At 35.7% G+C, this 15,991-nt stretch carries 15 protein-coding genes; 2 read left to right on the top strand and 13 right to left on the bottom strand.

The annotated features are described in order from the left end of the window. Positions 1-56: 56 nt before the first annotated feature. Genes hemL through C8J95_RS07965 form a run of 4 tightly spaced genes read right to left on the bottom strand, consistent with a single transcriptional unit; the run spans position 57 to position 3,607 of the window. Positions 57-1,331 carry a glutamate-1-semialdehyde 2,1-aminomutase gene (hemL, locus tag C8J95_RS07980; RefSeq protein WP_107807882.1) on the bottom strand — a complete coding sequence of 425 codons (1,275 nt, stop codon included), beginning with the start codon at positions 1,329-1,331 and terminating at the stop codon, positions 57-59. Then, the gene (locus C8J95_RS07975) at positions 1,331-2,371 is read right to left on the bottom strand and encodes a glucosaminidase domain-containing protein (protein ID WP_107807881.1); all 1,041 of its coding nucleotides are present in this window, start codon (positions 2,369-2,371) and stop codon (positions 1,331-1,333) included. The genes hemL and C8J95_RS07975 overlap by 1 nt, the downstream gene beginning before the upstream one ends. Beyond that, positions 2,368-3,279 carry a 1-aminocyclopropane-1-carboxylate deaminase/D-cysteine desulfhydrase gene (locus C8J95_RS07970; RefSeq protein ID WP_107807880.1) on the bottom strand — a complete coding sequence of 304 codons (912 nt, stop codon included), beginning with the start codon at positions 3,277-3,279 and terminating at the stop codon, positions 2,368-2,370. The genes C8J95_RS07975 and C8J95_RS07970 overlap by 4 nt, the downstream gene beginning before the upstream one ends. Before the next feature lies 1 nt (position 3,280). Beyond that, entirely contained in the window at positions 3,281-3,607 is a 327-nt protein-coding gene (locus C8J95_RS07965) for a hypothetical protein (RefSeq protein WP_059324233.1), read from the bottom strand. A 35-nt stretch (positions 3,608-3,642) separates the two neighbouring features. Here C8J95_RS07965 and C8J95_RS18665 point away from each other — a divergent pair, with 35 nt between their 5' ends. Next, positions 3,643-3,816: a DUF5522 domain-containing protein gene (locus tag C8J95_RS18665; protein WP_021348876.1), complete on the top strand. Its 174-nt coding sequence runs from the start codon at positions 3,643-3,645 to the stop codon at positions 3,814-3,816. Positions 3,817-3,827: 11 nt separating this feature from the next. Continuing rightward, positions 3,828-4,376 carry a DUF4136 domain-containing protein gene (locus C8J95_RS07960; RefSeq protein WP_107807879.1) on the top strand — a complete coding sequence of 183 codons (549 nt, stop codon included), beginning with the start codon at positions 3,828-3,830 and terminating at the stop codon, positions 4,374-4,376. Positions 4,377-4,424: 48 nt separating this feature from the next. Here C8J95_RS07960 and C8J95_RS07955 read toward each other — a convergent pair whose 3' ends face one another. From C8J95_RS07955 to C8J95_RS07915, 9 genes are all read right to left on the bottom strand, one after another. Beyond that, complete coding sequence (locus C8J95_RS07955; RefSeq protein WP_107807878.1) at positions 4,425-5,156, bottom strand: membrane lipoprotein lipid attachment site-containing protein; 732 nt, start codon at positions 5,154-5,156, stop codon at positions 4,425-4,427. A 13-nt stretch (positions 5,157-5,169) separates the two neighbouring features. Then, positions 5,170-7,254 (bottom strand): WG repeat-containing protein, encoded by a 2,085-nt coding sequence (locus C8J95_RS07950; RefSeq protein WP_107807877.1) that lies wholly within the window; start codon positions 7,252-7,254, stop codon positions 5,170-5,172. A gap of 55 nt (positions 7,255-7,309) precedes the next feature. Then, entirely contained in the window at positions 7,310-7,759 is a 450-nt protein-coding gene (locus tag C8J95_RS07945; protein ID WP_107807876.1) for a hypothetical protein, read from the bottom strand. 84 nt (positions 7,760-7,843) lie between these two features. Next, positions 7,844-9,484 (bottom strand): alkaline phosphatase PafA, encoded by a 1,641-nt coding sequence (gene pafA, locus C8J95_RS07940; RefSeq protein ID WP_107807875.1) that lies wholly within the window; start codon positions 9,482-9,484, stop codon positions 7,844-7,846. Positions 9,485-9,500: 16 nt separating this feature from the next. Beyond that, the gene (locus tag C8J95_RS07935) at positions 9,501-10,751 is read right to left on the bottom strand and encodes a dicarboxylate/amino acid:cation symporter (protein ID WP_107807874.1); all 1,251 of its coding nucleotides are present in this window, start codon (positions 10,749-10,751) and stop codon (positions 9,501-9,503) included. 92 nt (positions 10,752-10,843) lie between these two features. Further along, complete coding sequence (locus C8J95_RS07930) at positions 10,844-11,209, bottom strand: septal ring lytic transglycosylase RlpA family protein (RefSeq protein ID WP_255412748.1); 366 nt, start codon at positions 11,207-11,209, stop codon at positions 10,844-10,846. A 212-nt stretch (positions 11,210-11,421) separates the two neighbouring features. Then, a complete protein-coding gene (rimO, locus tag C8J95_RS07925; RefSeq protein WP_107807872.1) occupies positions 11,422-12,726 on the bottom strand; it encodes a 30S ribosomal protein S12 methylthiotransferase RimO in 1,305 nt (434 codons plus the stop codon). A gap of 106 nt (positions 12,727-12,832) precedes the next feature. After that, on the bottom strand, positions 12,833-13,396 hold the full coding sequence (locus C8J95_RS07920) for a hypothetical protein (protein ID WP_107807871.1): 564 nt from the start codon (positions 13,394-13,396) through the stop codon (positions 12,833-12,835). 88 nt (positions 13,397-13,484) lie between these two features. Next, on the bottom strand, positions 13,485-15,869 hold the full coding sequence (locus C8J95_RS07915) for a TonB-dependent receptor (protein ID WP_107807870.1): 2,385 nt from the start codon (positions 15,867-15,869) through the stop codon (positions 13,485-13,487). Positions 15,870-15,991: the final 122 nt, after the last annotated feature.

The following is a 15,991-nucleotide window of genomic DNA, read 5'->3' as shown; positions in this document are numbered from 1 at the left end:
AAAAAACAAAACGAGCCCTTTTGAGGCTCGTTTTTATTATCAATAAAGTATTAATCTTAAAACTTTCTGATTGCTTCCAATGTTTTATCTACTTCTGCATCTTTAATTGCATCAGAAATAAACCATGTTTCGTATCCACTTGGCGGCAAATAAATACCTTCCGCCAATAGATGATGGAAGAATTTATTAAATGTAGTATGATCTGCCTGTGCAGCTTCATCAAAATCAGAAACCTTATTGGTATTGAAGAATACTGACATCATACTGCCAAAACGATTAATATGATGTGCTATTCCTTTTTCAGTAAGAATTTTGGTAATCTCCTGACCCAAAGTTTCTGTTGTTTTGTTAATCCTGTTGAAGAAGTCTTTGTCTTCTTTAATCAATTGCAATGTTGTTAAACCTGCACGCATTGCCAGCGGATTACCACTTAAAGTTCCTGCCTGATATACACTTCCTAAAGGAGAAAGATTATCCATAATTTCATTACGTGCAGCAAATGCACCTACCGGCATCCCACCTCCGATAACTTTACCAAAAGTTACGATATCAGCATTTACACCTAAAGCTTCCTGTGCACCCCCCATACTCAGACGGAAACCTGTCATTACTTCATCAAAAATAAGCAAAGCTTTATGTTCATCACAAACCTGTCTTAGTTTTTGCAGAAAATCATTTTCAGGAAGTACACACCCCATATTTCCGGCAACAGGCTCTACAATAACCGCAGCAATCTGACCTTCGTTCTGGCTAAACAATTCTTTTACCTGCCCGATATCATTATATCTTGCCAGTAAAGTATCCTGAGCTGTCCCTTTTGTAACTCCAGGACTGTTTGGATCTCCAAAGGTTGCAGCTCCACTTCCTGCTTTTATCAGGAATGAATCTGAGTGCCCATGGTAACATCCTTCAAATTTTATAAATTTATCTTTTCCGGTATAACCACGTGCTAAACGAATAGCACTCATACATGCTTCTGTTCCGGAAGATACCATTCTGATTTTATCTATATTCGGGACAACACTTGTAATAAGTTTTGCAATTTCGGTTTCCAACTCAGTCGGTGCTCCGAAAGAAAAACCACTTTCTGCCTGCTTCTGAATTGCTTCTAATACCACAGGATGGGTATGTCCTACAATTGCAGGCCCCCATGAGTTGATATAATCCACATATTGTCTGTCATCTGCATCGGTAAGATAAGCTCCTTTTGCTGACTTCATAAATACCGGAACTCCTCCTACTGATCTGAAAGCTCTAACGGGAGAGTTAACTCCTCCAGGGATATAGCGTTGTGCTTCATCAAAAAGAGCACTACTTCTTTGGTATAACATTAATTTCTTGGTTTTTTAGAATCTAAATACACTAATTGACCGGCTACTAGCTGCTCTCCAAAAGACATTCTGTTCTTTTTATAAAGTTTTGCCAATTTTATTGCAAACTTCTGGGAGATATCATACATCGTTTCTCCTGTTTTTGCATTGTAAGTTTTCTGATTTCCGGAAGAGTTTTTAGATTCTAAAAATACGATCTGGTTTTTCTGTAGCTGAGTTCCGTCCAATTCGTTGTACTTCATTAATCTGGACACAGAAACTCCATATTTCTGAGAAATATAAGAAAGATCTATTTTCTCAGGAATTACGATGAATTTAAGATCTCCGTTAGGGTGATTTTTCACCAGAATATTATCTAAGATAGCCTGAGGTGTAACAAGTCTTGTTTCTTCAGCTTTCTTTTTAGGTTCCTGATAAACTACTGTCTGAACAGGAATATCTTTATTTTTCTTATTCTGAGATACCTGAGCCATAAATACAGCATCATTTTTAAGGTCTGGATATCTGTTTAGTAAGGTTGCATAAACTTTATCACTCGAGATATTATCGAACTCATAAAGTCTGTATTGTTCAATTTTTCTGATTAGCGCCGGGGCGTAGCTAGGGTTAGTTGCATATCCGGATCTTTTAAGTCCGTAAGCCCATGCTTTGTAATCTTTAACATCTAAAAGGAAAAGTGGACTGTAATGCTTTCTGGTTGTTAAAAACAGAGAGTGATCTCTGTAAGAATCTTTGGGAGATTCATAAACTCTGAAGCATTCGTTTGGAGCATCGTCTGTATGGGACATTGTCTTACCTGTCCAGGTTTCTTTACATTTGATACCAAAGTGGTTTTTTCCTTCCTGAGCTAGTCGGCTTTGCCCTCCAGCTGTTTCAATAAGCCCCTGAGCAAGAGTAATACTTGCAGGTACTTTATACAATTCCATTTCTTCTACAGCATAAGGAGCAAATCTCTGGATATATTGCTCTTCTGTATTCCACGTTTGGGCTTTTACTGCAAATGCCAAAACAACAAGACATATACTTAAAAGTTTCTTCATAACCTAATCTCTATCGTATTTCTGTTTTTATTTCTTAATAACTGGTTGGCTCCTTCAATTCCCTGCAAACCTCCTGTATGGAAAGCCAATATTTTGCTGCCGGTAGGAAAAAATCTTTCTTCGACTAACTGAAAGAGTCTCATCATCATCTTACCTGTATACACAGGATCCAGCGGGATATTGTATTGCTTCCAAAAATCGTTTATAAAACGTACAATTTCATTGGATATTTTACCATAGCCACCGTAATCTGCTTCAATCAGATTAAAGTTATTCTTAGTACTCAGTTCTCTGATCCTTTGCTCGAGACTAACATCTCTGACAACCGTAAATCCGATAACCTTCTGGTTCTCTTCCGCATACTTAGAAATCCCCGCAATACTTCCGCCTGTACCAACAGCCGTGCAAAGGTAATCAAAATCTTTTGTATGTTCTGTCAACATAAACTTCATACCCTCAACAGCTTGCAGATTACTTCCTCCTTCCGGTACAATTAGTGCTTCCGGAAACTCTTTTCTGAGTTTTTCTGTTATTGCATCTTTATCCCGGTAGCCCGTTCGGTTTACAAATCTAAAGTCCATTCCGTTTTCATGCGCTTTTCTCAGTGTAACATTTTCTAAAAATCTGGTTTCCAGTTCTTCCCCCCGGATAATCCCCATAGTAGGAATACTAAAAATCCTGCCAAACGCTGCAACTGTAGCAATATGATTTGAGAAAGCACCTCCGAATGTAATGATAAAGGGCTTTTCTATTTTTTGATTTAAATAATCATTGACATTATAAAATAATTTCCAGTATTTATTTCCGGAAATATCAGGATGAATAAGATCTTCTCTTTTCAAAAAGATTTCCACATCTCCGGATTTAATTTTCTGAATCGGTATTTCAGTTTTTGGAAGTGTCAGCATGCTACCAGTATTTTATAAAATTCCAGAATTTTCTTTTTTTCAGATAATCAAAATCATCTTCTTTTGCATAAGCTTCCCGCTCGAAGGAAATAGCAAGATAAGCTTTGTGTGCATTTTTCAGTTTAAAATACTTGATTCCGTATTCTATCATATACAAAATATAGAACGGCAATATCAGCAATTCCAACTGTTGCCGCAGATGAATTTTCTCATGATTGAGCAATACAAAATCTTCCTTCAATTCTTTTTTTTTCAACAGAATAAAAGGGAATAACGTTATCGCCGTAATTTTTGTATTTTTGAGTAAAGATTTACATACCAAAATCATTTGACAAAGATAAAAATCATTTAAGATTTTAACTTATGCAGGAGAATACAATCAAAGAAAATGAAGACTTTTATTATAACGAACAAGGTTATAAAGTTTTTACTGAAAAATTCCATTTAAGGCGTGGTTATTGCTGTAAGAATGGTTGTAAACACTGCCCGTATGGGTATGATAAAAAAACAGATACGTTCAACAAAAAGAAAAAATAATTGACTCTATTATGAAAAATTACGTAATCATAGCTCTGGCAGCAATACTTACTTTAGGATCATGTAGTCCTTTCAATGTAAGATCTGATTATGATCAGAGTGCCAGTTTCAACCAATACCGGACTTATGAAATCCGTCAGAACGATCTTAAACTGAATGATATTGACAGGGAGCGTGTTATTGGCTCCATCAGACAACAGATGAACGCTAAAGGAATGACAGAAGCTTCTCCTGCAGACCTTGTAATTAATCTGAAAGCTACACATAAAGAAATCCAGGATATCCAAACCACTTCACCTTGGGGCTACGGCTGGGGAATGGGCTGGGGAGGTCCTTACTGGGGAATGGGTTGGGGATACAACAGAACCTACACAGACTACTATAACAGAGGTACACTGGTAATGGATTTTGTTGACTCTCGTACCAACAAATTAGTATGGCAGGGAATCGGTAGCGGATTGAATGTAGACAGTCCTAAAACCAAAGCTAAACAAATCCCTAATATGGTAACTGAGGTATTGAAAAATTATCCTCCGCAACAGATGCAGAACAAAAGATAATTCATAATTTTTGAGTATAAAAAACGCCCCGGAAAACCGGGGCGTTTTTTATCTGTATGAAGTTAAATCTCCTGAGTAGCTTGAAGCCTGATCTAAAGCTTTATCAAAATCTGCCTTGGAAAAGAAAAGTGTACATTTTACCTCTTTCTCTTCTTTTATTTTATCTTTTAGCTGTTGATATAGCGAATTATTGAACATTTCTTTCTTTTTATCTTCATTGCTCTGACTGTAATAATTATTAGTGTTATCTTCATTAGAAGCACTTTCCAGAGTAAACGGAATACGCACGGAGAAAATACTTACCTTATCTCCTTTTGCCCATCTCAGGATCAGTTCATCACCATTTCCACCAATATCTTTAATCTCTGCTTCACCAAAATCCTTGTTCAGCTGATCAATAATTTTAATAATATCAGCTGACGTTGCATAATCAGTCTGAGCACTTACTAACAATACCTTTTCATCATTTTCGTCTGAACATAGACCTAAAGATTCAAAATTTACATTTGCAAATGAGGCTAGCGGGCGCTTTTTACTCATAGATACTGTACTGTACTGAATATAGTCTTGTTGTACAGTGCTGTTTTTAATACTTTGCTCTTCTGATGAAATTGAGTAATCGGTTTTACCCCGAAATACGTTTTCATCTTTGAAAAATTTATCAAGGTTTAATTTAAAGTCAAAATTATTGAGATCTAAAACATTCTTCCCATACTCTGGAGCCTTACTACATGAACCAAGCAGAAATAAGGCTGTTATTATAATAAATATCTTTTTCATTTTTCAGTATGTTTTATATTTTAACTGGATTTCCTTTGTAATCGTAGTATTGCCCATTAATATTATAATGTGCAGTAGGATGATTTATAATATCTGCTTTGTAATTGGCACCTCCCGGGAAGGTTAAAACTTTATTTCCTTTGGTATCGATTAAATAATATTCGCCGCTGGATAAAATAAGTGCATAACCTTTATAGAAAGGATAAGCTTCATCAAATTTATAATTAAAAACAGGCTGTCCTTTGGTGTTAACATAGAAATAAGGAGAATTACCCGAGTCATAAATTGCTACCGGAGCCAGTCCACTAGAGAAGTTACCAACATAGGAGTACTGTGGTTGTGAAATTACTTTTCCTTCACCTGTCATAATTCCTAACTTTTCAATATCCATATACTCCATTTCTTTAGACGGAAGTTCTCTGTAAGCAATCATATTTTGTCCTATACTCCGCAATTCATTAGGCTTCATTTCTACCGTCAGCTTTCCGTTCTCATCTATCACTCCATACTTATTGTCTTTTCCTTTAATAACGATATTAGGACTTCCTTCTGTCGTGGATACTTCTTTGGTAAATGGTGTTTCCAGTTTTTTCCCTTTTATAGAATAGAAATCATAGTATGGTCGTCCTCTTTTTGTAGCTTTTGCTATAAAAACATTTCCGGCCATTGTAATATCATCGTATTTGAAAGGAATAATCTCATCTTTATTATTTCTCAAAACTCCTGTATAATCCTCTTTATTGTTAAATAACGAAAAATCATTATTCAGGGTTCTTTTATAATTCATACCATCTGGCAGTTTTTCCAATTTCTTATTTTTCAGATCCAGGAAATAAGAAGTTTCTATTGTATCTATACGATTCGTAAAATACAGATCATCTTTTCTCTCTAACTGTTCATAAGTTGCCGGAATGATAATATTGGAATTTTTGTCTATGATTCCGTATCGGTCGGATTTTTCATCAAAGAATACTTCATTGCCTTCAGGTTTTACCAAAGCAGAAGCCATTAAATCTTTACTTATTATCTCTTCTTTTGTAGCAACATAAAAATAGATTTTGTCTACTTCTGCTGGAAATCCTAATTCTATTTTCGAGGTTTTTGGAGCGATCAGATCCTTATACTTTTTTGTAAATTCTTCTATGATGCGCATTATTTTTGCAAAAGACAGTTTCTTATCGTCTGCTTTGGCAAATTCATCAATATCTTTTGTAAGTTGCTGAAGTTTGTTTTTATAGGTAAAGGCTTTTTCGGAAAGCTCCTGCAGGTCTTTAACCGCTGCTTCTTTATTAACTTCTCCGCCTGCTTTCTTTAAAGTATTTAGCATTTTCTGCAATTCTCCCAGCACCTGATTGCTTATTCCTGTAGAAGGGAAACTCGAATAATTACTGGTTGCTACCAAAACACCATTTGATGTTACGCCTTGCTGCCCAATAATCTTAGCACCTATTTCGATTGGAATGCTAATTTCAGCTGACTGCCCATCAAACTTATCGATTTCAATTTTTGTTCCCTTGTAGGTTGCCTCTTTAAGATTAGACTTGTTAATAACCAAAGTATCATAAGCTACAGGAAAAGAATAGCTGGCCGTTACCGCTATACTGTCCGGTTGTTTTAATTTCAGGTTTTCGGGTGTAATCTCTTTGTTTCCTTCAAAGATTTTGTTGATTTTGTATTTGACATCATAAGCGTCTATTTTCTGCATTGCCTTCAAAGGATTAAAAGAAAATCCTGAAGCAGGCAATCTGAAAGACTGAACTGCATTGACTTCTTTAATATCATTAAAATCTTTTCGGATAGAATCGGGGGAGCCCAAACCAAAAGCTTTTGCAGTATCTCTGACAGCTCCAGTTCCTGACCCGGAGACTTTGGCACTCATGGAAAAACTACTGGAAAGTTCAACACTGTTAGCCGTATCTATCACGCTTTTTATAAACTTTGCGTCTTTATCTAGCTGCTCTTTCAACTGGCTCTGAGACATTCCGGAGCGTGATTGGATATAATCAGCTTTTGTTTCGATATCTTCAATTCCTTTACTGGAGCATGATCCCAGTATAATACTGATGATAAGAAAAGCTAATAAACTTTTTATTTTCATATGATGTCTTGTCTAGTTTTATATAATAAGTAGAAATAATTAAGAACCAAATATATCAACGTTTATTGATATAAAACTCATTTACAGAAATTATTTGATATTTTTCATTCAATCCAAACTGATAAAAACTGCTATGAGGTTTATCAATAATTGTTTGTTTCCTGTTCAGAAATGTTTCTTTGGGTACTTTTACCCAATCCTTCTTATTAAAATAAGTTATACTGTCTGCCAACTTATAGGTTTTATTTTTTTTAGCAATACAGCTAATGTGGGATTCTTCATGTTCATTTTTCCCGTTTTCATCTGTCACATAAGCACGGATAACAGTAGCACACTGAAGCAAAACTCCATTTTTGCCAAAATGTATATTGGTTCCGATAACTGAGTGATTATCATATTCTGAACAGGAACAGTCCAGCTGCTCTTTCTCTTTATTATTACTTATTTCGCCTTGCGGCGCCCAGGAAATCAATAATAGTATTATAATAATATATAAATATTTCATCGTTATCTGTTATTTGGTTATTTAAATATAAAAAAATCCTGATAAGAAATATCTCATCAGGATTTTAGTAATATTTTTAATCGCTTATCTTCCTATAACTTCGGTAATTGGTTTACCAACAGCACCACTGGGGAACTGAATTTTAAGTAAAGATGAAACAGTTGGTGCAATATCCGTCATATGGTATGACTGATTGGATTCTCCCTGCTTAATACCCCATCCCATAAAGAGTAGAGGAATATGTGAGTCATAAGAGTTCCATACACTGTGTGTTGTTCCTTTTTTGGAATACGCAGAAAGATATCCGTCTTTAGAAATTATCTGAATATCTCCGCTTCTTTTCCAGTTATAACCATTGATCACTCTGGATTTTATTGGTTCCGGGATCGAAGCTTCCGCTATTTCTCCTGTACTAAGAACATACAGAACAGATGGCTCTTTTTTAAGCTCTTCCATTACGTAATCTCGTACATCGTCCAGTTCTAATTTACTATCTGCTAAAACTTTTCTGTCGAAATAAACCTGATAGTTCATTGCAGCTGCAATTAGATTATCAGCACCGAATTTTTGTTTCAGCTTAACGTTCATTTCTTTTTTCATATCTTCTACAAAGAAGCCTGTTGGCATTTTATGCGCTTGCATAAAGCCTACAGAATGTGCCGCACCGTGATCGGCAGAAAGGAATACAAGGTAGTTTCCTTTTCCAACTTTTTTATCAAGGTTATTGAAGAAATCAGCCAAATCTCTGTCTAATCTCAGATAAGTATCCTCAACTTCTATAGAGTTTGGACCAAAATTGTGTCCTACATAATCCGTTGAAGCCAGGTTTACTGTAAGGAAGTCCGTAATATCATCAGCTCCCATTTGGTTACCATCAATAGCAGCATCTGCCATCTGAAGAGTTAAAGTGTTTCCAAATGGTGTAGTACGAATTAATCCTTTTTTAGCTTCATAATCTTTAGCCAGATCTGTATAAGGGAATGTAGGTGTTTTTTTACTTCCTAGTAAGCCTTCCCATTCTACATTATCTTCTGAACTTTCTGTATACTGATTAATTGGCAATAATGTATTCCAGCCATTAGCTACCAGCTGAGCCGGAACATTTTTATTGTTGAAGTCGTTTACCCATTTAGGTAATTCTTTAGTATAGTATGTACTGGTAATAAATTTACCTGTAGTATCATCGAACCAGAATGCTCCTGTCGGGTTGTGTCCTGCAGGCAGAATCGATGCTCTGTCTTTCAATGAAACACCAACAACTTTAGAAGTAAAGTTTGTTGCCAACCCCAACTGATCCGTTACAGTTGTAGACCAAAGATTTCTTGGTGAATGCTGTCCTATAGCATTAGAAGTAGTTCCCACCGGTTGTACTGTTTCATCGGATGTACAGTAAACACTTTTCCCTAATTCTTTATCATACCAGTCATTTCCTGCAATTCCGTGGATGGAAGGAACCGAACCTGTAAAAATTGAGGTATGTCCAATTGCCGTTACTGTAGGCACATAGTCTATATGAACATTATTTAACGAAAAACCGGTATTCAGCATTCTCTTAAAACCTCCTTCACCATACTTGCTATAATAACGGTAAAGATAATCCCATCTCATCTGATCAACTACCAGTCCTACAACAAGTTTAGGTCTTGGTACAGCATTAGTTTTTTGGGCTCCCAGCATTCCTGATACTACAAGAACTCCCAGCAACCACTTCTTCGGTGTTAACATGATTATTTTTAATTTATTAATGTATATTTTCCTGCTCTACTGCAATGTGTCCCTCCCACTTATCTACAGCTGTTGTAGCCAAAGCATTTCCTAATACATTGGTCATACTACGCGCCATATCACAGAAGTGGTCGATTGGCAGAATTAAGGCAATACCTTCTGGTGGAATACCAAACATAGAACATGTAGCAACCACAACAATTAGTGATGCTCTTGGCACACCTGCAACACCTTTACTGGTAAGCATTAGTACCAATAACATTAGTAACTGCTTTTCAATAGGCATATGAATATCATATACCTGAGCAATAAATAAAGATGCAAAAGTCATATACATCATACTACCATCCAGGTTAAAAGAATAACCTAAAGGAAGTGTAAATGAAATAATCTTATTCTGTGCTCCGAATTTTTCTAATTCTTCTACAAGTTTTGGGAAAACCGCTTCAGAACTAGTTGTCGTAAATGCAATTAATAAAGGTGTTTTTATATGTCTTAATAAGTCTTTTAGTCTCTTTCCTAATACCAGGTAACCAACCCCAAGTAGTACGGCCCATAGTGCTGCAATCCCCAGAACGAATGCCAGTAAATAGTGGGCATAAAGGGTAAATATTTCGAAACCATATTTTGCAACGGCTGCTGCAACGGCTCCCAATACTCCTAAAGGTGCAAACCACATAACATAGTTTACCATGATTAATACAACGTGAGCTATTTTATCCAGGAAATCTGTTACCATCTGTCCTTTTTCACCATAAGCACCTAATGCAATCCCAAAAATTACAGAGAAAACTACAATCTGCAGAATCTCGTTTGTGGAAAAAGCTTCGAAAATACTCTTTGGCACCATATGGTTTACAAAGTGTTCCAACGTAAAGTCACTTTGCGTTTTTAATAAGTCTCCTGCATCGCTTACATTCATTACAATATCAGTTCCTTCACCTGGTTTCATAATGTTAACCAGTACCAGACCTATTAATAATGATGTTAAAGATGCTGTAATGAACCATGTCATTGCTTTAGCACCAACACGTCCAACCATTTTCATGTCCCCCATTTTAGCGATACCTACTACCAATGTAGAGAATACTAATGGCGCAATAATCATCTGTACCAGACGAATAAATAAGCTACCTAAAAGTTTAATGTTTTTGGAAAAAGTATCAATAGTTTCCTTTGGATAGTTAAAGTGAACAATGGCTCCTATAATTACACCCAATACAAGGGCAGCGATAATAGAAATAAAAAGTTTATTTTGTCCTTTCATAAAATTGTCTCTCCTGCAAATATAATTTAATTTTCTTGTAGTTCTGATTTAGTATGTATTAAATAAAAAACCTCTGTATACGAGGCTTTTCTTTATTCTAATACCCTATAAGTGACTTTCAGCACACCCTTACGTACATCTCCTAATTTCTTAAAAGCTGACTTCGTAATATCGAAGGCTCTTCCTTTATGAAGATATCCTCTGTCGTTTACTTTTACGGTTACGGTGTCTCCTGTGGCAACATTGGTAAGCAATACTCTGGTACCGAAAGGAAGATTTGCATGCGCAGCGGTCAGTTTACCATTATCGAAAACTTCACCACTGGAAGTCTTGCGTCCGTTAAACGTATCGCTGTAATAAGAAACTGTTGTTGACTTTTCTTCGCCTAACTTCATATTACTAACCGTACTACAAGCAATTGCCGGCAGCAGGGTTAACAGAAATATAACTCTACTCATTCGTTTTATCAATTTCATACAGGAGCCAAAAATAAGCATTTTTATTTTGACAGGTTTTCACACACTTTGTCCACATATAAAGAAACTGATTATCAGGCTTCTCATTAAAAAAAACATACCGTTTACAGCAAACAAAAAAGCCGGAAGACTAATCTTCCGGCTATGGTAAAGGGCTATCCCTTGATTCTATTATTTAAATGCAGATTAAAGTATTAGTCTACAACTTCCCCGTATAAATCGAAATCGTCGGCAGAAGTAATTTTCACATTAACAAACTCTCCTACACTGATATACATATTTTCGGCAGGTACCAAAACAGTGTTATCCACATCCGGAGAATCGAATTCTGTTCTTCCGATAAAATAGTTTCCTTCTTTTCTGTCAAATATACATTTGAAGGTCTTACCAATTTTTTCCTGATTTATCTCATATGAAATTTGCTGCTGAACTTCCATAATTTCTTCTACACGACGCTCTTTAACTTCTGCAGGAACATCATCTTCATAAATAAATGCACCTGTATTTTCTTCGTGAGAATAGGTAAAACAGCCTAATCTGTCAAAACGCTGATCTCTTACCCAGTTTTTCAATTCTTCAAAATGCTCTTCAGTTTCACCAGGGAAACCTACGATAAGAGTAGTTCTAATGGCCATTCCCGGAACTTTTTCACGGAACTTATCTAATAAAGCATTAGTCTTCTCGAAAGTAGTTCCACGCTTCATACGCTTTAGAACATCATTATTAATATGCTGAAGCGGAATATCTATATAGTTACAGATTTTAGGCTCTTCTTTTATAATTTCCAGTACATCTTCCGGGAAACCAGTAGGGAATGCATAGTGCAGACGAATCCACTCAATTCCTTCCACTTTTACAAGCTCTTTCAGAAGATCACCTAATGCACGTTTTTTATAAATATCTAATCCGTAGAAGGTAAGATCCTGAGCGATAAGAATTAATTCTTTCACTCCATTCTTAGCTAAATTCTCAGTCTCTTTTACCAAGTTTTCTATCGGAGTAGAAATGTGATTACCTCTCATTAAAGGTATTGCACAGAAAGTACATGGTCTGTCGCAGCCTTCAGAAATTTTAAGGTAAGCATAATGTCTCGGTGTTGTGGTAAGACGCTCTCCTACCAATTCATGGCGGTAATCTGCTCCTAAGTGTTTTAGCAAAATTGGCAGATCGCGGGTACCAAAATACTGATCCACATCCGGAATTTCTCTTACCAAATCTGGCTTATATCTTTCGGAAAGGCAGCCTGTAACGAAAACTTTTTCTACAGCACCCTGGTTTTTAAGTTCTACATATTCCAGAATTGTATTAATACTCTCTTCTTTAGCATTATCAATAAATCCACAGGTATTAATTACAACAATATCTCCCTTGTCTTCATGAACCACCTCTTTGCCATTGGCTTTAAGTTGCCCCATCAATACTTCGGAGTCATATACATTCTTGGAACACCCGAGTGTTACAATATTAATTTTCTTTTTGTTAGAAGATTTTGTCCGCATTTGTCAATTTTCAGTTTGCAAAGATACGAATTTGAAACATCTGGTAAAAAGTAAGGGTATGAAACTATGTTTCATACCCTGTACCATAAATATATTTACTATTAAACTACTTTACAATATTATATTGCCCTACAGCATCGGTTTCTCCTCCGGTTTGTTTTCCCCATTCAGTACCGTTTTTAGATTCTGCAACTGTTTTAGGTTCATGATACAATGTTAAGATAAGCTGAGATCCATTTGTAGTTTGAGCCTTGTTAACAACCCAACGTGTTTTAAGGCCTACTTTCGCACCATCCTTACGTGTTGAAGAAGTATCGTCTGTTCTGGTTAATGTAATATCAGATTTTGGAAAATTATAAATCAGGAAGTGTTCATCTTTAGCTGATTTAATTTCCTGGGTAGCATCTTCATTCCCGTTTAAGAAAACAACAGATACATCATAAGTATGTCCATCCTGTAATTTGATATTCGGAAGAGCTGATCCGTTCACCTGATAATCGTAAACAGCAGTTGTTTTATCCGCAACATCTGTTACATTCAAAACAATATTGGAAAGTTCTTCCTGAGGAAGATCATCCTCATCCACGGAACCTCTGTTACATGACAAAGACACTAAGCTTAAAATTGCTAATAAAACACTGATATTGAATATTCTGAATATATTTTTCATTTTGTTATAAATTTATTTTTGTTATCGAAAGAAATATGCATGGTTATAATTAACATAACCTCTGTGTATATTTAATCTTTAACTGAGGTTAAAAGTTGTATTTAATATTTAAGATAAAATTGCGTCCCATTTCATAGCTAAAGAAACGCAGTCTATTGAGATAATCTTTATAGTTAGTATTTAAAAGATTATTTACAGTAAGCCCTACAGAGAAGTTCTTATAAATATCAACTCCAGCCTGCAGCCCCCAAAGATTATATGCTTTTGGAGGAGTTGAAAGATCCAGTGTAGCTTCATAAGCTTCTCCTTCTGCATTGTACAAAGTAATGTATACAGGATTGTACGGATATCTGTTCTGGCGGAATACCTGCCTGTTGTTCACATTGAAGTAGAAATTATTCCACTCTGGTTTATTAAACTCGATAGCATTGTAAACGTTAGTTGGAGCCATCAGGATTAGTGGAACATTATTCGTCATATCCTGTCCGTATAAATAAGCTGCACGACCTTTATATGTTAAATTAGAAGTAAGCTTCCAGTTAACATCTAAGTCTGCACCAAACATTTTGGCATCAATTTGTTGATAACTCCATACTGGGAAAACACCACGAATTGTATTCTGTATTCCTGTAGGAACTTCGTTGATATAGTTTTTGGTATAAAAGAAATATGGATTCAGTGAAATTTGTAATCCTTGCAGAGCATTAATTTTGCTTTCGATTAACAAATTAAACTGATTACCAGTTTCATTTTTCAGACTCATATCACCAACCTCTATCACTGATGCAGAATGGTGTAATCCATCGGAGAATAGTTCTGCAATATTTGGTGTTCTGCTTACTCTGGAATAATTAAATTTCAAATTAAGTGTTGAAGAGGGTTTATATTCTACCCCGGCACTGAAAGAAAAATTATGATAATTCAGAATCGGATTTGTAAGTGTACGGTTTGCTTTTTCTTTTACTTTAAATTCTGGATATAAAGCCGCATAACGATTATTCCAATCTGAAGTATCGTACCATTTGTTTACATCATATCTGTTAAAATCATATCTGGCAGATGCTTCTGTATTCCATTTTGAATTGAATTTATATTTAAATATGGAATAAACACCAGCAGCATATTTATCATAATTAGGAATCAATCTTCTGGCTTTAGTAGCCGGATCTGAATAATTGTTCTGATAGGTCCCGTCAATTCCGGATTCCAGACTCCAGTTGTCTTTATTCAGTAAGTGATTAATATTAACCTGATTTGTAATCAACTCCATATCCAAAGCTGGCAACGCTTTAAGATCTCCACGACGAATATCGTACTCCTGTCTGTGATTGTACTGGAAACTATAGGTTAAAGACAGTTTACCGAAGTTTTTAAAATCATTATAAGCATTAAACTTTACCAGATGATGTTCTACAACCTGTTTAGGATTATCAATATCATAGCTAAAATTTCTTTCGAAGATTGGACGAGGTGCATTAATTGCCTCATAAAAATCCTGTGGGCTTCCTATATGTGAAGCTCTTAGGATACCAATATTCTGATTTGTAAGATAGTAATCTATAGAAAATCCTCTATGTGCATTTTTCTTCTGGATTCCGAAATTAAAAGAACTCGATTCCAATCCGGTATTCATTAACCCATAGTCAGGCGCCTTAAGATCTCCTAATTTATTATAGGCTCCGTTAGTATTAATTGCCCAGCCATTTTTCCATAGCTTCAAAAGGTTTACATTAACACCACCGCCTCGGCCATTAGACTGCCCATTCAGCGTTACACTTCCTTCCAGTGTATCTTTTTTAGGATATATTGCTGGTTCCAGCAATACAACTCCACCAATAGCATCACCACCAAACTTTAACGCCGAAGCTCCTTTTACAACATCTATATGCTGGTAATTACTAATATCCACATTTGGAGCATGCTCTACACCCCATTCCTGTTCAGCCATCTTTACCCCGTTATTAAGGATTGCAACACGGCTTCCGTACATCCCATGGATAATAGGCTTTACAATATTATTACCAGTTTTCAATCCTTCGACTCCGGATATATTTGTTAGCAAATTTCCCAAATTACTAGCCACGTTTCTGGAAATCATATTTTTATCCAGAGAGCTCACAATCATAGCACCAGGAGTACGATGTTTTACATTCAGTACTACTGTTTCTATATCTTCAGCTCTATGCTCCAGATTGATCTCAAGTTTAAGATGCTTATCTACTTTCAGATTTTCTTTAAATGCATCGAATTTCGGATGTGTAACCACCACTGCATATTCTCCACTATTTACTTTTAGAGAAAAAACGCCTTTAGCATCAGATATCGCTTTAACTCCTCCTATATTAATCTGTGCCTGACCTACCGGAGAATGATTATCTGAATCTTTTACCGTCCCCTGTACAGTAAAGCTACTTTGCGCATAAGACATTACCATACCACATAGCAGCAGGAATGTCGTCATAAATTTTGACATAATTTTACCTTAATTTGTTTTAGAATGTGCCTGTTGTAATGATGTACATCAAATTCACCAGCATTAGTGATAGCTTATTTGATTTAGAGTATACAACCATGTTATTATACTCATAGAAATAA

Origin of the sequence: Elizabethkingia sp. YR214, from assembly GCF_003058195.1 — a bacterium.
Classification (GTDB): Bacteria; Bacteroidota; Bacteroidia; order Flavobacteriales; family Weeksellaceae; genus Elizabethkingia.
The sequence above is the reverse complement of the archived record's forward strand: the minus strand, read 5'-3'. Positions and strand labels throughout refer to the sequence as shown.